This window comes from Frankia sp. CcI156, from assembly GCF_001983015.1.
Taxonomy (GTDB): domain Bacteria; phylum Actinomycetota; class Actinomycetes; order Frankiales; family Frankiaceae; genus Frankia; species Frankia casuarinae.
Map to the genome: position 1 here is coordinate 21,033 of NZ_MOMD01000060.1, position 20,512 is coordinate 41,544.

General features: G+C 70.4%; 15 protein-coding genes. 2 read left to right on the forward strand and 13 right to left on the reverse strand.

The annotated features are described in order from the left end of the window. Positions 1 to 4: 4 nt before the first annotated feature. From CcI156_RS19380 to CcI156_RS19415, 9 genes are all read right to left on the reverse strand, one after another. Positions 5 to 994 carry an alpha-ketoacid dehydrogenase subunit beta gene (locus CcI156_RS19380; protein ID WP_076807366.1) on the reverse strand — a complete coding sequence of 330 codons (990 nt, stop codon included), beginning with the start codon at positions 992 to 994 and terminating at the stop codon, positions 5 to 7. Next, positions 991 to 2,157: a pyruvate dehydrogenase (acetyl-transferring) E1 component subunit alpha gene (pdhA, locus tag CcI156_RS19385; protein ID WP_076807369.1), complete on the reverse strand. Its 1,167-nt coding sequence runs from the start codon at positions 2,155 to 2,157 to the stop codon at positions 991 to 993. Before pdhA ends, CcI156_RS19380 begins: the two co-directional genes overlap by 4 nt. 1,083 nt (positions 2,158 to 3,240) lie before the next feature. Continuing rightward, a complete protein-coding gene (locus tag CcI156_RS19390; RefSeq protein ID WP_083718688.1) occupies positions 3,241 to 4,848 on the reverse strand; it encodes a ubiquinol-cytochrome c reductase cytochrome b subunit in 1,608 nt (535 codons plus the stop codon). Further along, positions 4,845 to 5,696 (reverse strand): ubiquinol-cytochrome c reductase iron-sulfur subunit, encoded by an 852-nt coding sequence (locus CcI156_RS19395; RefSeq protein ID WP_023841669.1) that lies wholly within the window; start codon positions 5,694 to 5,696, stop codon positions 4,845 to 4,847. Before CcI156_RS19395 ends, CcI156_RS19390 begins: the two co-directional genes overlap by 4 nt. A 101-nt stretch (positions 5,697 to 5,797) precedes the next feature. Continuing rightward, positions 5,798 to 5,974: a hypothetical protein gene (locus CcI156_RS25920; RefSeq protein WP_157493468.1), complete on the reverse strand. Its 177-nt coding sequence runs from the start codon at positions 5,972 to 5,974 to the stop codon at positions 5,798 to 5,800. Positions 5,975 to 6,063: 89 nt separating this feature from the next. Next, positions 6,064 to 6,507, reverse strand: coding sequence for a cytochrome c oxidase subunit 4 (locus tag CcI156_RS19400; protein WP_076807371.1), 444 nt, complete (start codon positions 6,505 to 6,507; stop codon positions 6,064 to 6,066). Continuing rightward, complete coding sequence (gene ctaD / locus CcI156_RS19405; protein WP_254847519.1) at positions 6,504 to 8,270, reverse strand: cytochrome c oxidase subunit I; 1,767 nt, start codon at positions 8,268 to 8,270, stop codon at positions 6,504 to 6,506. The genes CcI156_RS19400 and ctaD overlap by 4 nt, the downstream gene beginning before the upstream one ends. Before the next feature lie 260 nt (positions 8,271 to 8,530). Then, the gene (locus tag CcI156_RS19410) at positions 8,531 to 10,342 is read right to left on the reverse strand and encodes a glycoside hydrolase family 15 protein (RefSeq protein ID WP_076807375.1); all 1,812 of its coding nucleotides are present in this window, start codon (positions 10,340 to 10,342) and stop codon (positions 8,531 to 8,533) included. A 270-nt stretch (positions 10,343 to 10,612) separates the two neighbouring features. Next, positions 10,613 to 12,412, reverse strand: a complete 1,800-nt coding sequence (locus tag CcI156_RS19415; protein ID WP_076807377.1) for a thiamine pyrophosphate-requiring protein — start codon at positions 12,410 to 12,412, stop codon at positions 10,613 to 10,615. 414 nt (positions 12,413 to 12,826) lie between these two features. On the opposite strand from CcI156_RS19415, the gene hpnR reads away from it, so the two are divergent. After that, the gene (hpnR, locus tag CcI156_RS19420; protein ID WP_076807379.1) at positions 12,827 to 14,335 is read left to right on the forward strand and encodes a hopanoid C-3 methylase HpnR; all 1,509 of its coding nucleotides are present in this window, start codon (positions 12,827 to 12,829) and stop codon (positions 14,333 to 14,335) included. 83 nt (positions 14,336 to 14,418) lie between these two features. Here hpnR and CcI156_RS19425 read toward each other — a convergent pair whose 3' ends face one another. The 4 genes from CcI156_RS19425 to CcI156_RS19440 form a co-directional block, all read right to left on the reverse strand. Continuing rightward, a complete protein-coding gene (locus CcI156_RS19425; protein ID WP_076807380.1) occupies positions 14,419 to 15,603 on the reverse strand; it encodes a cytochrome c oxidase assembly protein in 1,185 nt (394 codons plus the stop codon). A gap of 26 nt (positions 15,604 to 15,629) precedes the next feature. Continuing rightward, the gene (locus CcI156_RS19430; RefSeq protein WP_083718686.1) at positions 15,630 to 16,982 is read right to left on the reverse strand and encodes a Dyp-type peroxidase; all 1,353 of its coding nucleotides are present in this window, start codon (positions 16,980 to 16,982) and stop codon (positions 15,630 to 15,632) included. Further along, positions 16,979 to 17,719 (reverse strand): SCO family protein, encoded by a 741-nt coding sequence (locus CcI156_RS19435; RefSeq protein WP_076807382.1) that lies wholly within the window; start codon positions 17,717 to 17,719, stop codon positions 16,979 to 16,981. The genes CcI156_RS19430 and CcI156_RS19435 overlap by 4 nt, the downstream gene beginning before the upstream one ends. Before the next feature lie 312 nt (positions 17,720 to 18,031). Further along, positions 18,032 to 18,568 carry a MarR family winged helix-turn-helix transcriptional regulator gene (locus tag CcI156_RS19440; RefSeq protein ID WP_011436910.1) on the reverse strand — a complete coding sequence of 179 codons (537 nt, stop codon included), beginning with the start codon at positions 18,566 to 18,568 and terminating at the stop codon, positions 18,032 to 18,034. An 80-nt stretch (positions 18,569 to 18,648) separates the two neighbouring features. On the opposite strand from CcI156_RS19440, the gene CcI156_RS19445 reads away from it, so the two are divergent. Further along, a partial coding sequence (locus CcI156_RS19445) for a chloride channel protein (protein ID WP_076807384.1) occupies positions 18,649 to 20,512 on the forward strand: 1,864 nt, incomplete at its 3' end.

The window sequence follows — 20,512 nt, forward strand, 5'->3', positions numbered from 1 at the left end:
GGTGTCACTGCTCCCACTGGAGTCGGGCGACGGCGTCGAGGATGCGGTCGACGCTGGGAAGGTAGTGATGTTCGAGCATGGGGGGCGGGTAAGGGATGTCGAAGCCGGTGACCCGCAGGACGGGGGCGGCAAGGTGGTGGAAGCACCGCTCGCTGACGCGGGCAGCGATCTCCGCACCGACCCCGCCGAAACCCGCGGCCTCGTGGACCACAACGGCGCGCCCGGTGGCGCGGACCGCCTCGCAGACCGTCTCGTCGTCGAAGGGGACCAGCGAGCGCAGGTCGACCACCGCCAGGTCCCAGCCCTCCGAGCGCGCGGCCGCCGCCGCCTGGAGGCACACGGGGAGCGAGGGGCCGTAGGTCAGGAGGGTCGCCGAGGTACCGGTCCGGCGGACCACCGCCCGGCCGATCGGCGGCACCTCGGCCGCAGAGAAGTCGTCCGTGGACCGCTCGTCCGTGGACCAGTAGAGCCGCTTGGGCTCCAGGAACACCACCGGGTCGTCCGAGGCAATCGCCGAGCGGAGCAGCCCGTAGCCGTCGGCGACGGTGGCGGGGGTGACGACGTGCAGGCCGGGGGTGTGCGCGTAGTAGGCCTCGCTGGAGTCGCTGTGGTGCTCGACGCCGCCGACGCCGCCGCCGTACGGGATGCGGATGGTGATCGGCAGCGTGGTCTTCCCGGCCGTGCGGTTACGCATCTTGGCCACATGCGACGCGAGCTGCTCGAACGCGGGGTAGGCGAAGGCGTCGAACTGCAGCTCCACGACGGGCCGCAGGCCGTACATGGCCATGCCCACGGCGGTACCGAGGATGCCTGCCTCGGCCAGGGGGGTGTCCAGGCAGCGTTGCGCGCCGAATTCGGCAGCCAAGCCGTCGGTGACTCGGAAGACGCCGCCGAGAGTGCCAACGTCCTCGCCGAGGATGTGGACGCGCGCGTCCTCGCGCAGCGAGTCGCGCAGCGCGGCGTTGAGGGCCCGCACCATGGTCGYGGCGCTCATCGTGCGTCGTCGCTCTTGGCTGCGTCCGCGGCCTGCCAGGCCATCAGCTCGGCGGCCTGCTCACGAAGCTGGCTGGTCGGCTGGGCATAGACGTGCGTGAACAGTGAGCCCGGATCGAGATCAGGCACACGATCGAACTGGGCGCGCATCTCGGCGGCGAGYTCCTCGGCAGCCCGCGCGACTGCGGCGACGCCGGCGTCGTCGAGGAGACCGGCCTTGCGTAGCTGCCGCTCCAGCAGCGTCAGCGGATCGCGGGCCTGCCAGGCGGCGACCTCCTCCGAGGTGCGGTAGCGGGTCGCGTCGTCGGCGTTGGTGTGCGCCTCCAGCCGGTAGGTGACCGCCTCGACCAGCACCGGGCCGCGACCCGACCGCGCGTGCTCGACCGCCGCGCGCAGCACACCGTGCACCGCGGGCGCGTCGTTGCCGTCCACCAAACGACCGATGATCCCATGGCCCACCGCCTTGTGTGCCAGCGTCGGCGCCGCGGACTGCTGGGCCAGCGGCACCGAAATCGCATAGCCGTTGTTCTGTACCAGGAACACCACTGGCGCGTTCAGCACCCCGGCGAAGTTCAGCGCCTCGTGGAAGTCGCCCTCGCTGGTGCCGCCGTCGCCGATCAGGGCAAGCGCCACGACGTCCTCCGCCGCCCACGGATCCGAGGCCGCGCGCAGGCGAGCGGCGTGGGCCAGGCCCACCGCATGGCAGGCCTGGGTGGCCAGCGGAGTCGACAGCKGCGCGATCCGGTGCTCCCGCGGATCGTAGCCGCTGTGCGCGTTCCCGCGCATCAGCGTCAGCGCGTCCACCGGGCGCACGCCCCTCGACACCACCGCCAGCGTGTCGCGGTAGCTGGGGAACAGCCAGTCCGACTCCCGCAGCACCATGGCCGCGGCGATCTGGCATGCCTCCTGGCCGGTGGACGCCGGGTACACGGCGAGGYGGCCCTGCCTGGCCAGGGTCGTGGCCTGCTGGTTGAAGCGCCGTCCCAGCACCAGACGGTGGTACAGGACGCGCAGCAGATCGGTGTCGACCTTCCCCGCCGCCTCCGTGCCGAGGACCCGGACCGGCTCGGGGTCGGGCAGGAGCGGAGCCGGGTCACGACGCGGACCGTGGGAGCTCGGCGGCCCGACGAAGCCGGGCGCGGTGCTGTCGTCGAGGATTGTCATGGTCCACCTTCGGCAGTTRGTGGCGGAAAGGGTTCGGGGATTCCGGTCAGGTCTACGCCGCCGTTGACCGGCTGCTGATGCAGGTCGGAGCTGTCCGTGGGCTGGCGGACGAACTGGGGAGGAGTCGTCCACCATCGGGCCTGGTCGGTCTCGCGGAAGTGGAGCGCCGGTGCACGATCAGCAGTAAGGTCCGCTCGGCCAGCGGTCCTCGATGCGTGCTGGCTCGCGGTCTCGAGCTCCGGACGCGGACGCCGGACCTCGGACGTCGGACTCCGAGTCGAGCTGCGGGACCTGAGTAACAGCCTGGCCAGGACGAGAGGTGCTTCTCACCGTCCGGATGAGCCGCCCAGGCCAGGTTCGACGATCAGGAAGCGAGGTAYGGGGAGCCGTGGCCTCGCTTGAGCTGTCCCGGTTCGCCGGCTTGCCCGGTTCGGGCGCCGTCCGTGGTCACGATCCTCCTCCGCTCAACTTCTCGGCTCTGGTCCTCTGATTTTCCATCCCCCGTCGGCGGCTGGATCGTGTCCATAATCACCTTGATAGTCATCGTGCGGGCTCCGGCATGGCATTAATGCGTGGAGCGCGCCGCGCATCAGGTAGAAATACTTTCGTAGGTCGACTCGCCGAAGAGGCGGGGGTAGCGAGTCTGACGTAACCGGTGGAAAACCGACCCCGAGGGCTTGAGGTGATTGTCATCTCACCGGCGACAGGAGTGAATCTGCCTGGTCAGGGCCGTGCGGGCCCGATCCTCGCCGAGTCGGGCCCCGGCGGGCGTGAAGTGCGCAGCGCGACGTTCACCGAACGAGCCGGCCAGTACCGCTCGCCGCGGAAGTACCCGGCTGTTTCGATGCCATGTTTGTCGGTTGAATTTCCCTGGACATCGGTTCTCCGCTGTGACCAGCGTCTCGTGGGAGCCCGCCGAAAGTGCCTTCGACGGCTGTTACGTTGCTCTCCGAGCCCGCKYCAAGTTTTTATTGGTTGGGCCAGGCGAGTTGATCCTCTCGGCGCGCCGTTCAAATGGTGGTCGCCTGTTGGCTGATGCTTGCGTTCCGGGAATACCCATTATGGGCCCCCGCCGGCCGAATGCTAGGCGCGGGGACGGGTGAAGAAGCCGACGACGGCGCGACGGAGGCGGCCCTGCCCGCGCTGGCGGCCACTGGTGGGGCCTTCGATGGCGGGTGGGACTCGCTCGGCGGCGGCGAGGGCGGGTGCCGGGGCCGAGGGTTTCGGCAGTTCGACCTCGGTGTACCGGCCGGCGGGTTCGAGGCGGATCCAGCCGGTCTCTTCGGGAGCGGCCGCCTGCCGGCGTTCGCGGGCGGCAGCGGCGCGGCAGAGCCTGYGGGTGGCATAGAAGGCGAAGGGTGGCAGCACCAGCAGGCCGATGCGGCCGGCCCAGACGACGGCGTTGAGGGACAGGTGCAGGACGAGGGCGAACACGTCGTCGCCGCCGGCAAGCAGCAGGACGCCGTAGAAGGTCAGCGCCATCACCCCGAACGCGGTGCGGTCGGGGTGATGGCGGGGGCGTTGCAGCAGGTTGTGCTGATCATGATCCCGGGTGACCAGCGCCTCCAGGAACGGGTAGGCMGCGAGCAGGCCGAACAGCACTCCCGGCAGGACCACCCCCGGCCAGAGTACGGGCGGGACGTCGTGGCCGAGGCCCCSGTACTCCCAGGGCAGGAACAGCCGCAGCGAGCCCTCGAGGAACCCGACGTACCAGTCCGGCTGCGCCAGCGAGGAGACGTCCATGGGGGTGTACGGGCCGTAGGCCCAGACCGGGTTGATCTGCGCGACGCCGCCGAGCACCGCGAGCAGGCCGGCGGTGATGAGCAGGAAACCGACCGACTTGGCGGCGTAGCCGGRGAACAGCCGGCTACCGACAACGTTGTCCTCCGTCCGGCCAGGGCCGGGGAACTGGGTGTGCTTCTGGTGCCACAGGATCCCCAGGTGGGCGCCGATCAGCGCGAGGAGGAGACCCGGGACGAGCAGGATGTGCACCACGTAGAGCCGGGTGATGAAGTGCGTGCCGGGGAACTCGCCACCCCAGAAGCCCCAGGCGATCCAGGTTCCCACGACGGGGATGGACTCGGCGATCGCGTAGGCGATACGCACCCCGGTCCCGGACAGCAGGTCGTCGGGCAGGGAGTAGCCGGCGAAGCCCTCGGCGATGGCGAGCAGCAGCAGGCTCACCCCGATCAGCCAGTTGATCTCCCGGGGGCGACGGAAGGCGCCGGTGAAGAAGATCCGGCACAGGTGCACGATGATCGCCGCGACGAACAGCAGCGCCGCCCAGTGGTGGATCTGGCGGATGACCAGGCCGGCGCGGACGTCGAAGGAGATGTCGAGGGTCGAGGCGTAGGCACGGCTCATCGTCACCCCGCGCAGCGGCACGTAGGAGCCGTCGTAGACGGTCTGCTGCTCGCTGGGTTCGAAGAAGAACGTCAGGTAGACCCCGGTGGCCACGAGCACGCCGAAGCTGTAGAGCGCGATCTCGCCGATCATGAAGGACCAGTGGTCGGGGAAGACCTTGTTCATCACGCTGCGCAGGAACCTCGCGCTGCCCAGGCGCCGGTCGATGAATCCGACCGCCTTGTGACCGGCAGCGGTCACCGGCGATTCCCGCCCGGGGCCCGGCGATTCCCGCCCGGGACGGTCCGCGCGCCGCGTGGAGGTCCCGGAGCCGGTGGTGGCGGTCATGAGCGGCTCCAGAAGCCGGGCCCGACCGGTTCGGGGAAATCCGACCGGGCTCGGAAACACCCATCGGCGTCGACCGTGACGGGCAGCTGGGGCAGGGCACGGGTCGCCGGGCCGAAGATCGGCCTGGCCAGGTCGGTCATGTCGAAGACCGACTGGTGRCACGGGCACTGGAGCTGATGCGGCTGGCTCATGTACATGCTSACCGGGCAGCCCGCATGGGTGCAGATCTTCGAGAACGCGACGTGGTTGTCGTACCCGGCCGCGGCCTGCCGGGGCGGGGTGGCCAGTCCCGGGGGCAGCCTGATCAGCAGCGCCGCGCTGTCCGCCTGGGCGTCGAGGCCGAGATGCCCCTCAGGCAGCACGGTGAGGATGCCGCCGATCGCCAGGTCGCCAAGGCGCACCGGCCGGCCCTCCGGCGTCACCAGCCGCGCCCCGGGTGACCAGCGGGTGGTGAACAGGTCCCGATGCGGGGCCCGCCTGACCAGGTTGAGCAGCGGCACCACGGCTATCACCCCGAAACCGCCGAGCATGGCGAGCACGAGCCGGCGCAGCACCGGCAACTGGCGCAGCCCTGTCTCGGCCACGACCCGGTCCACGGTCTGCTGGGTGGCCGCCTCCTCGGCGCCCGGCGAGACCATGGGGTGACGTTCCTCGACCGCCTCCTCCTGGGGGATGAGACGCTTGTCCCACAGCACSGCGCCGATGCCGGCGGCGATGATGGCCAACCCCAGGGAGAGACCGAGCAGCGCGTTGTAGCCGACGGTGCCCGTCCGGCCGGTGAAGTTCACCACCGCGAACGCCACCGCGCCGACGAGCGAGAGCGACAGGCAGGCCGCTATCCCCGCCACGCCCCCGGGCCCGCCGGGCCGGGCTGCCCCGTCTGGTCCAGCCGGTCGCTGCGGTCGCTGCGGTCGCTGCGGTCGCTCCGCGTCGGCGGAGCCCGCCGGAGTCAACGCCGTCCCCGCGGAAGCAGTGCCATCACGCCCCCGAAGGCGAACACGGCGCCGGCGAGCACGAGGGTGTCACCCAGTGCCCGGCTCGTCACGACCACGGCATCGACAGCGAACAGCGCACCGGCAAGCGTCGCGAACGCCGCAGAGATCGCCAGACCGCGTGGAAAGATCATATACTCCTCCTTCGGGCTCATCGCCGTACGCCGCCGTGGCGGCCCCCACCGGCCTTCACCGGCCTTCACCGGCGCCCCTGTATCGACCATCACCGGCCCTCGCCCGGTGCGGAGGTGCCGTGACCCCGGGCGGCGTCCTGCGAGTTCTTCTCATCRGTGGATTCGTGCTGGAACACCAGGCCCACGATGGTGATCGCGGTCAGCACGCCACCGATGAACAGCAGCCAGTAGCTGATGATCGGCCCCAGCAGGAGCAGCCCGAAACTGACCGCAATCGCCGCCKGCCAGTAGCTGAACGGGCTGAAGAAGCCGATGTCACCGGCCCCCTCGGGGATCTCGATCTGGCTGTCGTCGGCGGGCAGGCGGCTGCGCCGGCCGGTGTACCAGAGGAATCCAGCGACCAACAGGCTCATCACCATGCTGAAGATGAGCGCGGCCGCACCTRCCGGGTCATGTCCGGTGAACAGGTACACCCCGCCGGTGACCAGGAAGAACAGAGCCAGAACGGCGAACAGCCGGGCGGAGGTAATCACCCGGCCGCGTCCGGGTCCACYGCGGTATCACGCCGCGAGGCCGTCTCCCCCTCGACGGAGRCCAGCTCGCGCCGGTGCCTCTGGTCGACCCGGCGCGGCTGCCGCTGGCGACCTTCCCGCCCCTCCGGCCCCTGCCGGGGGTGGTTCAGGTCGAAGGCCGGCCGCTCGGATCGGATACGGGGTATCTGGTGAAAGTTGTGCTTCGGTGGTGGGCAGGACGTCGCCCATTCCAACGAGTTCCCGTAGCCCCAGGCGTCACCACTGGTCGCCGGKTCACCATGCCGCAGCGACCGCCAAACATTGTACAGAAACGGTAGGGTGGACAGGCCGAGCAGGAAGGAGCCGGCACTCTCGATCGTGTTCAGCGTGGTGAAACCGTCGGTGGGCAGGTAGTCGGCGACCCGCCGCGGCATTCCCCTGACACCCAGCCAGTGCATCGGCAGAAACGTCACGTGGAAACCGACGAGAAGACTCCAGAAGTGCAGCTTCCCCAACTTCTCGTTCAGGAACCTTCCCGTCACCTTGGGGAACCAGAAGTACACACCGGCGAACGCGGAGAAGACGATTGTCCCGAACAGGACATAGTGCAGATGACCCACGACGTAATAGCTGTCGGTGACGTGAAAGTCGATGGGTGGGCTGGCCAGGGTGACCCCGGTCAGCCMACCGAACAGGAAGGTGATAAGGAATCCGATCGAGAACAGCATTGGCGTGTTCAGGATGATCGTTCCGCGCCACATGGTGCCGATCCAGTTGAAGAACTTCACCCCRGTCGGGACGGCGATCAGAAAGGACAGCAGAGAGAAGAACGGCAGCAGCACGGCACCGGTCGCGAACATGTGGTGCGCCCACACCGCCATCGACAGCGCGCCGATTCCCACGGTCGCGAAGACCAACCCCCGGTACCCGAAAATCGGTTTACGGCTGAACACCGGCAGGATCTCCGTRACGATGCCGAAGAAGGGCAGCGCGACGATGTAGACCTCGGGATGACCGAAGAACCAGAAAAGGTGCTGCCAGAGGATCGCTCCTCCGTTGCTCGCGTCGTACACGTGGGCGCCGAACCGGCGATCGGCCTCCAGCGCCAGCAGGGCCGCGGTGAGTACCGGGAACGCGAGCAGCGCCAGCACCGACGTAATCAGCACGTTCCAGGTGAAGATCGRCATTCGGAACAGGAGCATGCCCGGCGCGCGCAGCGTGATGATCGTGGTGATGAAGTTGACGCTCGCCAGCACGGTGCTCAGCCCGGACATCACCAGGCCCACCGCCCACAGATCACCGCCGAGGTGCGGCGAGTACTGCGCCGAGGTCAACGGGGAGTACGCGAACCAGCCGAAGTCCGCCGCCCCGCCCCGGGTCAGGAACCCGGAGACGACGATCAGACCGCCGACCAGATACAGCCAGTAGCCCAAGGCGTTCAACCGGGGGAAGGCGATGTCAGGCGCCCCGATCTGCAACGGGACAAGATAGTTCGCGAACGCGGAGAACAGCGGGGTCGCGAACAACAGCATCATCACCGTGCCGTGGATCGTAAAAAACTGGTTGTACCGCTCGTTCGAGACGATCTGTAGACCGGGCCGGGCCAGTTCCCCCCGCATTAGCATCGCGAGGATCCCGGCGAATAGGAAGAACCCGAACGAGGTCACCAGATACATCAGACCGATCGACTTGTGATCGGTCGTACCGAGGATGTCMAGGGCCGTCGGCGGCTCCCCTCGCTGCTCCCCGACACTCGGCGGAAARGGACGGACCTCGACCGTCATCGGGCCATCCGACCAGACACGGCCACGTCGGGCACGAGTTCCTCCTCGCATACTATTCAAGCCAGCGAAAACGGGCGGTCTCGACAACCGGACATGCCGCCAGGATCACCCGCTACGAATGGCTCACCCGCTCGTCGGCGTATGGATGTACCGGCAGTGCATCACGTCTCTACCAACCTCCGCCGCGTTGAAACGCCCGGCCACCGGAAAATCCACTCCCCACAGATCCGCGACCGCCGCCGGGCCGTGACAGAGACGCCTCATCCCGGGTCGGTGCCGTCGAGGGGTCGGAGGGTGRCGGCAGTCTCCAGAACCAGGGCATGGACGAACGCCTGGGGAATGTTGCCACGCAGCTGGCGCTGAGTGACATCGAACTCCTCGGCGTAGATGCCGGGCGGCCCGCAGGCGGCGCGGCCACGCTCGAAGTACCGCCGGGCCTGATCGTGCCGGCCGGCACGGTGGTAGGCCAGCGCCAGCCAGAAGCCGCACAGCAGGAAGGCCCCTTCGGCCACCCCGAGCCGGATCCCGGCATGATCGAATCGGTAGACGTAGCCGTCGTCGGTCAGCTGCTCGGCCACCGCCCGCAGCGTCGCCACCGACACCKGGTCGCGGACGTCGACCGCTCCCCGCACCGCGGGCAGCAGCAGCGCCGCGTCCACCCGYGGGTCGTCGGTCGCCCGCTGCCAGCGCCCGCTCGAATGCCGCATCTCCTCGCGGGCGGCGCTGAGCAGCCGCCTTGCCAGCGCCCGCCAGCCGTCGGCCTCCCCCACCCCGGCGCCGTCCACGCCGGCCAAGGCGAGCAGCCCTGCCGCGCAGGTCAACCGGCTGTGCGTCCAGTGCCGCGGCTCCAGCTCCCAGACCCCTGTGTCCGGGATCCGCCAGCGTGCCGCGATCACCCCGGCGGTCACCGCCGCGGCCCGCCGGGCGTCATCGGTCAGCCGGCCCCGCCGCGCCGCGGCCGCCAGCAGCAGCGCCGCCTCCCCGAAGACGTCCAGCTGGAACTGGTGGCCGACCTTGTTCCCGACCACGTCGTCGCCGCCGGGGTACCCCGGCAGATCGAGTCGGCGCTCGTCCGGGATCGGGCCACCGCGGGCGGTGTAGGCCGGACGCAGGTTCGGGCCGTCCGCCAACAGCCGTTCGGTGACGAACGTGACGGCGTCGTCGAGCAGCCCGTCGAGGCCGGCCCGCGCGGCCGCCAGCCCCGCGTAGCACTGATCTCGGATCCAGACATACCGATAGTCGTAGTCGCGGCCCTGACGGGCCCGCTCGGGCAGGGAGGTGCTGGCCGCGGCCACCATCCCGTGCCCGCCGCCGGTCAGCCCGCGCAGCACCGCGACCGCGTGCTGAGCGTCGCGGACACCGGCCAGGCTCGGCAGCTCCGGTACCGCGGACCGCCAGGCCCGCTTCGTCTCGGCCCACAGCACGTCCGGGACCGGACGGTCCGCCGGCAGCTCACCGAGCTCCAGCACAAGATCGAGACAGTCGCCGGCCCGCACCAGGCGCTCCGCGACGAGACTGCCACCGCCCGCATCATGGTCGATCCGGGCGACCGCCGCGAGCCGTCCCGACCAGCGCAGCTCCAGCTCGCCGACTCGCCCGCACCAGGCCTCCACCCCGTCCGGCCCGTCCGGCCCGTCTTGCCRCAGCCCCGCCACCGCCCGCCGGCCGAACCCGGGACGCGGATCCAGCGTCACCCGCACCGGCACGGTCCCCTCGACCCCGAGAATCCGGCGCAGCAGCACCGCACGGTGCCGCCGCCCGGGGAGGGCGAGAGCCTCCCGGCACTCCGCCACGCCCGCCCGCGTCACCCACCGGCTGTGCCAGATCAACGACCGGTCCTCGTAGTAACCGCCCCAGGTGAAGGCGGTCGCCGGAGTCACCGAGTAGGAGCCGGCGCCACCGATCAGCGTCGAGAACACCGCGTCGTCCGCCCACGAGGGCACGCACATCCAACACACGCGGCCGTCCGGGCCGATCAGCGCACCCCGTTCCCCGTCCGCGAGCAGGGCGAACTCACGCAGCGTCGGCACCAGCCCCGGATTATCGTCCCGCTCGCTCCGCTCCGCTGTCATCGGCGCGTGCCCTCCACATCCGGCATGCCCACCCCCTTCCCTGCCCCGCCACTCCCCGGACCGGGCTGTCACTCCCTCGGCTGTCGGCACGACGTAGGGGTTCCGCTGCCGGCACGACAGCTGCCGACACGGCACCTCGGCACGGCACAGGCCGCGATGCCCAGGCGCTCGATCGCCGGCACAGCGGCTACCTCCCGAGGTAGGGGCCCGAGGTAGGGGATGGCCTCCCCGGGCGGGGTGGCGGGAACGGGCAGATCGCAGGTGGGGAAACTACCTGCGGGCGGCGTGCGGGAGGTGCTCCCTCGCCTCCTGCCACTTGCCCTTGAAGCCCTGCACGGCGATGCCGACGGCCTCTGGGTCGCCCTGCAGGAACGCCCGGGCGGTCTTGCGCATCTGCTCGGGCCGGACGTGCGGCGGCAGCGGCGGCACCTTCGCGTCGACAACGACCTCAAGCACAACCGGCCGGTCCGCAGCCAGCGCCTGTTCCCACGCGGCACCGATCTTGTCCGGCGAGTCGCAGCGGATCCCGGTGAAACCGAGGAGCCGGGCGAAATCCGCCGCCGGCACATACGGGATCTTCTGCGTCTCGACATTGATCCGATCACCCGCCATCACCCGCTGCTCGTAGGAGACCTGGTTGAGGTCCTCGTTCACGAACACGGTGAACACCAGCCGCGGATCGGTGTTCATCCTCTCCCAGTACCGCTTGACCGTGAACAGCTCGTTCATGCCCAGCATCGAGAACGCCCCGTCGCCGACGAACGCGATCACCGGTCGTTCCGGATAGGCCAGCTTCGCCGCCACCGCGTAGGGCACTCCGGGCAGCATGGTCGCCAGGGTTCCCGACAACGACGCCTTCATGTCCCCACGGATGCGCAGGTAACGGGCCCACCAGGTGGTCGCCGACCCGGAGTCCGCGGTGAGGATCGCGTTATCGGGCAGTCGCTTGTCCAACTCGTACGCGACGATCTGCGGGTTCATCGGATCCGCCCGCAGCCTGGCCCGGTCCGCCAGCACCCGCTGCCAGGTCGCCACCTCCCGTTCGATGAACCGCCGCCAGGAACGGTCCTCCTTGCGGATGAGCAGGGRAATCAACTGGCGCAGCGTCTCGGCCGCGTCGCCGACGAGATGAACATCCATCGGATAACGAATACCGATCATCCGGCCGTCGATATCGATCTGGACGCCGGCGGCCTGGCCCTCCCGCGGCAGCCACTCCGAGTAGGGGAAGCTCGTCCCGACCAGGAGGAGCGTGTCGGCGCCCATCACCATCTTGTGGCTGGCTTCGCTGCCGAGCAGCCCGATGGGGCCGGTCACGAACGGCAGGGTATCGGGGAGCGCATCCTTGCCGAGCAGGGCCTTGGCGACACCCGCGCCGAGCAGGTCGGCGGCCTCCGTCACCTCCTCGCGGGCGCCGGCCGCCCCTTGCCCGATCAACATCGCCACCCGGCGGCCCCGATTCAGCACGGCGGCGGCGCGGCGCACCTCGTCCGGATCCGGCAGGATGCGTGGTTTCGTCCAGCCAATGCTGGTCCGCACCGCCCCGTGCTCATGCGGAGGCTCGGTGTACTTCTCCTCCTGGACATCCTCCGGGAAGATCAGGCAGACCGGCGCCCGGCTGGACAGCGCTGTCTTCATCGCCCGATCGACGAGATGACGGGCGCTGGGCGGGGCCATGCAGTACTGCACGTACTCGGTGACGTCCTTGAACAGCGAGATCAGATCGATTTCCTGCTGGTAGTGGGCGCCGAGGGAGGTCCGCCGCTGCTGGCCGACGATCGCCAGCACCGGCTGATGGTCGAGCCGGGCGTCGTAGAGACCGTTGAGCAGATGGATCGCCCCCGGGCCGGAKGTCGCGACACACGCGCCTACCTCACCGGTGAACTTGGCGTGCGCGCAGGCCATGAACGCCGCCATCTCCTCGTGCCGGGTCTGCAGGAACCCAGGATCACCGCCGGCCCGGTCGAAAGCCCCGAGGAAGCCGTTGATGCCGTCCCCGGGATAGCCGAATATGCGGTGAACACCCCAGCCGGTCAACCGCTGCAGGACATAGTCCGCGACCTGTGACATAGCTGCGCTTCCCTCCCACCCATCGATCAGCCGACCGCCGCTCGCACCAGCACCGTGAGTCTGGGTATGGACGGTGCACGCCACCGTCAAACCCGTTCGTCGCGGCCGGTCCCGGCCGGTCTCTCGTGCCGTTGAAGGACCGTCGCCCGACGCACCGACGTCATTGTCAGCCGAATGTAAGGTTCGTTCCCGAGTCATGCCGGCATCCCGGGGCAGGAACAGGAAGATGACAGGCGACGCGGAGTCGGCGCCCGGGCGGAGAGCGACCCACGGGCGACCCACGGGCAGTACCCGGCACRCAGGGTCCCCGGCACGCACGTTCGGGGCGGGACCGCATCAGTCCGCATCAGTCCGATCCGCCCAGGCCCGCCCTCGAACACCTAGATCCGTCCCCGAACAGGCGAGAGGAGCAACATGCGTGTCCTGCTGGTTCATCCCAGCGCGCTGATGTACTCGAAGATCTTCCTACGGCTCGAACCGCTGGGGCTGGAACGGGTGGCGGCCGCGCTGCTCGCCGCGGGCCACGAGGTGAGCATGCTCGATCTTCAGGTGGAGAAACCGGCCGCCTACGCGCGCCACCTGCGAAAGTGCCGTCCCGACGCGGTGATGTTCGGGGTGAACTATCTCGCGAACGTCCCCGAGGTCATCGAGTTCGCGCACCGGGCGAAGCGGGAACTGCCCGACTGCCTGGTCGTGGCCGGCGGCCACAGCGTCTCCTTCATCGCCGAGCACCTGCTGAAGCAGTGCGACGGCGCACTCGATGTGGTCGCGCGCGGCGAGGGCGAAGTGGTCGCCCCACGCATCCTCGAAGCCGACCGCGCCCGTCTCGCGGACGTCCCGGGCGCGGTCACCGCCGACGGGGCGGGCCCGACCCCGGCCCTGCTACCCGGCCTCGACGAGCCGCTACCGGCCCGCCATCTGCTGGCCCACCGCCGCCGCTACTTCATCGGGGAACTGGACCCGTGCGCCTCGGTCGAGTTCACTCGCGGCTGCCCATGGGACTGCTCCTTCTGCAGCGCCTGGACCTTCTACGGCCGCAGCTACCGCCGCCTCTCCCCGGACGCGGCCGGCGAGGAACTGTCCGCCATCCGGGAACCGAACGTCTTCATCGTCGATGACGTCGCCTTCATCAGGCCTGAACACGGCATGGCCATCGCCGATCAGGTCGAACGCCGAGGGATTCGCAAACGGTACTATCTGGAAACCCGTAGCGACGTCCTGCTGCGCCATCCCGAGGTGTTCGAGCGCTGGCGCCGCCTCGGCCTCGAATACATGTTTCTGGGCATGGAAGCCCTCGACGCGGACGGCTTGGACSTCTACCACAAGCGGATCTCCCCGGACGAGAACATCCGCGCCCTCGAAGTTGCCCGAAAGATCGGCATCACGGTCGCGGTGAACCTCATCGCCGACCCGGACTGGGACGAGAAGCAGTTCCGTCTCGTCCGCGAATGGGCGTTGTCGGTGCCGGAAATCGTGCATCTCACGGTGTGCACCCCCTATCCGGGTACGGAGATCTGGCACACCCAGTCCCGGCGGCTCACCACCCTGGACTACCGGCTGTTCGACATCCAGCACGCCGTCGTCCCCACCCGGCTCCCCCTCGACCGCTTCTACCGCGAGCTCGTCGCCACCCAGGCGGTCCTCAACCGCAAACACCTGGGCGCGAAGGCGCTTGCCGCGACCGCCCGGATCGTCGCCGCGAACCTGGCGCGCGGCCAGACGAACTTCCCACGGATGCTCTGGAAATTCCCCCGGGTCTACAATGCCGGCCGGCTGTACGCCGAGCACCAGCATCCCGCCCGCTACCGGCTGCCGGAGCCCGTCCCCGCGGCCATGACCCCGCGGCGGCGCGAGCTGTACGTCCATCAGCCCGCCGCTCGCCACCCAGTGGCGAGCAGGGAACGGGAGAGGACCGATCCATGACGACCGGGAGGCGGTCCTGCCGCTGAGGCTGCCACGGTCTCGGCTACCGCGGTCGCACCGGTCAACGGTCGTGYCCGCCCAGGTCAACGGGTCGTGTCCAGGCGAGCGAGCCAGTCATTGTACGCCCGCCAGCTCGCCTCATCATCGTCGAGGTCGACGGATCGCGCCCGGGCGGCCGGTCTGGCGACCACCATGGTGGTGGGGGCGGGTTCGTGGCCGGTGTGGGTGGCAAAGGTCGCGGTACGGGCCCGTTCCAGCCAGCTCGAACGGGCCCGGCGCACCGGCTCGGGTTTACGCGTCCATACCCGAAACAGCAGCACGATGAGCACAACCATGATCCCGTCACCGACGACCCACATGATAGCGCCGCCGGTCTGAGTGTCCAGCAGGGGGCTGCTGCCCCAGGTGTGCGGTGCCATGGCAATCGGGGTGCGGGACTGTAGCAGGACGACGCCGACGAGGGTGTCGACGCCCATGGACAGGATGACGAGCGCGAGCCGGCCGGGCATGGACAACCGCCAGCGGATCGGTTCGTCGCCGACGAGCAGCACGAAGAACTGGTAGCCGGCAGCGAGGTAGAGAACGTGTTCGAGCTGGCCGAGCCAGGGCCGGGCCATCGCCTCGTTCATGAAGCCGGTGAGGTGGGTTCCGATGATCGTGATGGCGTAGCCGGCGAGGGCGGCGGGCGGGGAGACCAGGACGCTGACCGGCCATGAGCGGATCATCTTACGGACCMTGGTGTGCAGGGGGTTGCCGACAGCGTGCAGCAGGAGGATGAGGGGCCGGCCCGCGACGAACAGCGGTGGCGCCACMATGATCAGCATCAGATGCTGGACCATGTGCATGCTGAACAGCGCTTCATCGTAGACGCCGACGGCGCTGCTCGTCGCGAGGACCACCACCGCGACACTGGCGAGGTGGGCGCAGGTGCGGGGCCAGGGCCAGGACCGCGCGGGATGGCGGGCGCGGACCCGGGCGACGCCCCACAGGTACAGGACAGTGACCGGCACGAGGAAGGCGAGCGCGGCCGCGTCAAGCTGCCAGGTGTCCACCAGACGCGCCGGGGTCAGCGGGGGCGGCCCGTCGCCCTGGCCCCAGCGGCACCACGAAACCGGCAACAGGGGTGTCGTCGGCTGGCGGCGGGTCCACCAGGTGGCCGCGGCCGCCGCCCCCGCCATGACAGTGACAGCGGCCAGCGCGACCCGGGCACGGCGCCCACGCCTTCCGCGCTCGCCGAGATCGATCAGAGATGAGGTGTCCCGGGTCATGGTGTCTCCGCGAGGTCGGGGTGCGCTCATGCGCCATCGAGGAGCTGCTGAGCGAGGAAGCCGCCCGGCGGCGGGGCGGGTGGGATGGCGAACAGGGCGTTGGAGGTATGCCGGATGAAGGTGCTCAACGCGTCGGAGGCGGCGAGGGCGCGCTGGACGGGAACGAAGGCGGTACGTGGGTCGGCCTGGTAGGCTTGGAAGAACAGCCCCGCGTCCGGTTCACCGGTGGCGTCGAGGCCGTCGTCGTAGGAGTAGCCGCGGCGGAACATCGCGACGCCGCCGTGGAACTGCGGATGGGCCAGTCGGRTGTGGGCGTTGACGGCGATCGCGGGCCGGCCGTCGGCAGTGCGGGCGGCGAAGTCCGGCGCTGTCGTCTCGCCCCCGCCCTGGTCGGCGGGCGGGGCGGACAGCGGTGCGCCATCGGACTTGCGCCGGCCGATGACCTCGCTCTGCGCCGCCTCGGTCAGCCGGTCCCAGCTGTCGAGCAGCATGCGGATCCGCCGGCAGACGACGTAGGTCCCGCCTCGCATCCATGCCGGCCCGTCGGCGGCCCACACCGCGAGGTCGAACTGTGCCGTGCCCGGCCGGGGATTGTCGGTGCCGTCGACCTGCCCCATCAGGTTACGCGGGGTGGCATCGGGGTCGGCGGCACCGGCCGCGGTGCGCTGGAACCCTCGCTGCACCCAGCGGGGCTGGACGTACGCAGCGGCGATGCGACGCAGTTGGCGGGCCGCCGAGTAAGCGACCATCGGGTCCTCCGCGCAGACCTGCACGGCGAGGTCCCCGCCGCCACGGGCCGCGTCGATCCGGTCGCCGGGCAGGGCAGGGATGTCCGCGAGCGGACCGGGAATCCGCGTGTCGAGGCCGGCGCGGCGCAACGCTGACGCGCCGAGCCCGACGGTGACCGTCAAGGCGGCCGGCCCGAGCCCCGCCGTGTCCCGCTCGGCGCCGGCGGTCGGTTCGCCGCGCATCAACACCGCCGAGGCCGACGTCCAGGTCCGCAGCAGCGCGGCGAGGGCGGATCGGACCGCCGTCGGCTCGGTCGAGATCAGGTCGTAGGCGGTGAAGATCAGATGCGCGGGGGCCCGTTCGGCGATCCCGGGCTGGTGACGGCCGTCACCGGCCACGGCGGCCACCGCGGCGCGGCGAGCCGCCTCGACCGGGTTCGGCCGGTCCGGTAGCAGGCGTTGCGTGCCCAGGGCGACCCCCGTGCCGAGGACGACTCCGCCACCGAGGCCGAGCAGCCCGGCGCCGCCCAGCAGCCGACGGCGGTCCGGCCCCGGCCGTCCGCGCTCGTCGACCGGCGCGGCTCCCGGGCTTCCGGTCGGCGCGTCGGTCGGCGCGTCGGTCGGCGCGTCGGTCGGCGCGTCGCCGGTCACGCGTCGCCCCGCAGGAGCAGCGGGAGGTCATGGGCGTAGTCGGCCACCGGGGTGCCGGCGAGGTAGACGACACGCGCCTGGCCCTTCGGCGTGAATGCCAGGACCTGAGCACCGTGGTCCACGGTGTAGCTCCCGTCGGCCTGCCGTCGCGGCGGCTCCAGCGGCACCCCGACGCTGCGCGCGGCGGTGTCGATGGTCTTCACGTCACCGGTCAGGCCGACGAAGGTGTGGTCGAACATGTCCAGCCAGTGGCGGATCACCGGCGGGGTGTCCCGCGCCGGGTCCGAGGTGACGAACACGACGCTCGTCTGCCGGCGCACGGCCGGGGAGACCTGCGTCAACGCGGCGGCGAGATCGGCCATCGTCGTCGGGCAGATGTCCGGGCAGTGGGTGTAGCCGAAGAACAGCAGGGTGAGCCGGCCCGCGGCATGCGGGCGCAGGTCGTAGGGCCGCCCGGCGGTGTCCGTCAGACGCAGGTCYGGCATCGCGATCGGTGCGCCGAGCGTGGTGCCGCGGATCCCCGCGCTCGGTGACGTGGATGCGCCGCGCACCAACGGGCCCGCCGAGGAGCCTCCCGAGGAACAGCTGGAGATCGCTACGAGAGCGACGAGAAGGACGAGGGGGAGGACGGGAACGAGGAATGTCCGGCCGGGAGGAAGGAACGGGCGGTCGGTCCCGGCGGGGGTGGACAGGCCACGGCGGAACCGGGTGKCGCGAGGCGCCGGCATGTAGGGCATGGGAGAACTCCAGACTGGGTACCACCCCGGCGACACGGTGTGACGCGAACCCGTCACTTTCGGCGATGATTCGGATGAGATACCCCAGGGGATCTCCACCCGGCCCGGCCGGGGCGGAACCGTGCCCGGCGAGATGGGCAAGCGCGGAGAGGGCCACGCATGTGCCGGCGAACACGGTTGTTCGCATCACGCGTGCCCCCGCTCCGGCGGACGCCTCCATGCCGTCAGAGTGTAGGAGCCTTCCCGACCGAATGTTCTACGTGACGTCGAAGATTTGGGTCGAAGATTTTGTCGGCCACCCGCGAAGGCCGGTCAGGTCCAGCCGAGGGCCGAGGCGTCCCGACCGGATATCGCCGCCGGTTCGCCGCCGGCGTCCGCGAAGGCGCGCAACGCGCCGACCAGGCTGCCCCGCACGTCCGGAGCGAGCCGGGCGACGATCGTCGCGATCTCGGCCCGGCGCCGGGCGGTGACCTCGTCGACGAGGCGCCGGCCCGGCCCGGTCAGCTCGACGATGACCTCCCGCCGGTTACGCGGGTTGCCGACTCGGAGGATCAGCCCGGCAACGACGAGCCGGTCGGCCATCCGGGTGGCCGTGGAGGGGTGCACGTCAAGCGACTCGGCGAGCTCCCCGGCGCGTTGCGGTCCACGCCCGGCGAGCACGACGAGCATCCGGAACTGCGGCAGGGTGACATCCTCGCCGACGGCGGCGATCGAGCGGGCCGACACCGCCACCAGCAGCCGGGATGCCGTCAGGACCGCATCGGTGACCTCGTCGACGTCCACGCCCGGCACTCCCGCGGGGTCGGGAACCGAGGGCGGCAGGGCGGAGCCATCCGGCGGGCATGCCATGTCACCGTTTTACCGCGCAACGCGATCTCTACTCGGACCGGATCATGACAAGCACAAAGCAACAGTTGTATGGTGCAAACATGCCGGTGACGTYACGCGGGATCTCCACCCGATGGGCAGCCCGTCCGGAGATCTACCAGCACCGAGCCGGCGCCGTCCTCGCGGCCCTGGCCGTCGTGATCGGCGCGGGGGTCGGGCTCGGCGCGGTCGCCTTCCGCGGGCTGATCAACCTCTTCACAGAGGTGTTCTGCGGCCGGGCGGACTGCTCGGTCGGCGGACGGCTGCCCAACCCCCACATCCCGGACCTGGGTTTCTGGTTCCTGCTGGCCGTCCCGGTGATCGGAGGCTTGGTCTACGGACCGCTCATCCACCGGTTCGCCCGGGAGGCCCGCGGCCACGGAGTCCCCGAAGTGATGTCCGCCGTCGCCGAACGCGACGGCCGCATCTCCCCCCGCGTCTCGGCGGTGAAGTCACTGGCCTCGGCGTTGTGCATCGGTGCCGGAGGGTCGGTCGGCCGGGAAGGCCCGATCGTGCAGATCGGCGCGTCCCTCGGGTCGGCTCTCGGCCAGCTCCTGCGCGTGCCGGGCCGCCGGCTGCCGATCCTCGTCGCCTGCGGCGCCGCCGGCGGCATCGCCGCCACCTTCAACGCCCCCGTCGCCGGCGTCCTGTTCGCCCTGGAGGTGATCCTGCGGACCTTCACCGCCGAGGCCTTCGGCGTCGTCGTGCTGGCCGCCGTCACCGCCAGCGTCATCGGGCGCGCCGCCTTCGGTGACACTCCCTTTCTCAGCCTGCCCACCTTCGCCCTTCACAGCCAGGGCGAATACCCCCTGTTCATCCTGCTCGGCGTGGTGGCCGGCCTAACCGGCGTGCTGTTCACCCGCCTGCTCTATCTCATCGAGGACCTCTGCGACTGGGCCTGGCGCGGCCCCGAATGGCTACGCCCCGCTGTCGGCGGCCTGCTCCTCGGCACCGTCCTGCTCGCCCTGCCCCAGATGTATGGCGTCGGCTACCCGGTCCTCGAACACACCGTTCACGGCGGGTACGCCCTGTGGTTCCTGCTCGTCCTCATCGGCGGGAAGATCGTGGCCACGAGTCTCACCATCGGCATCGGCGGCTCCGGCGGCGTCTTCGCCCCGTCCCTGTTCATCGGCGCGTCCACCGGCGCCGCCTTCGGCACCCTCGCCCACCATATCGCCCCGGGCACCATCGCCCCTGTCGGGGCCTACGCCCTGGTCGGCATGGGTGCCGTCTTCGCCGGCGCGGCCCGCGCGCCCATCACCGCCGTGCTCATCCTGTTCGAGCTCACCGGCGAGTACACGATCATCCTCCCCCTGATGACCGCCGTCGTCGTCGCCACCCTGACCAGCCGGCTCCTGAGCACCGACACCATCTACACCCTGAAGCTGACCCGCCGTGGCGTCGACCTCGACGCCTCCCACGACCTGCGCCGCCTGCGGGCCATCCCGGCCACCGCCGCGATGCGGTCACCGCCCCCGCCGGTCCCGGCCGGCGCGCTCCTCTCCGAGGTCGCCGCCCTGCTCGCCGGCTCGCCGTTCCCCGCCCGCCCCGTCACCGACGGACACGGGCACTACCAGGGGATCATCACCACACCGGCCGTCACCCACGCCCTCGAGACCGACGCCCGGGCCGAGCAGCGCGCCGCTGGCGACCTCGCTGTCCGCCCTCCCGCCCTCACCGTCGACGACAGTGTCGCCACCGCCCTGCATGCACTCACCGACGACCCCGGCGCCCCGGGCCTGCCCGTGCTCACCAGCGACGGCCATACCGTCGCGGGATGGGTCACCCACCAGTCGGTACTTGCCGCCGTCTACCCGCCGCCGGCCGAAACGGGCGGGACGCGCACCGAACCGGTCCAACGCGTCGACGAACACCGCCTTCAGGGTCAGGTCACTTTTCCCGGTGAGATCACTCATCGCACACGCT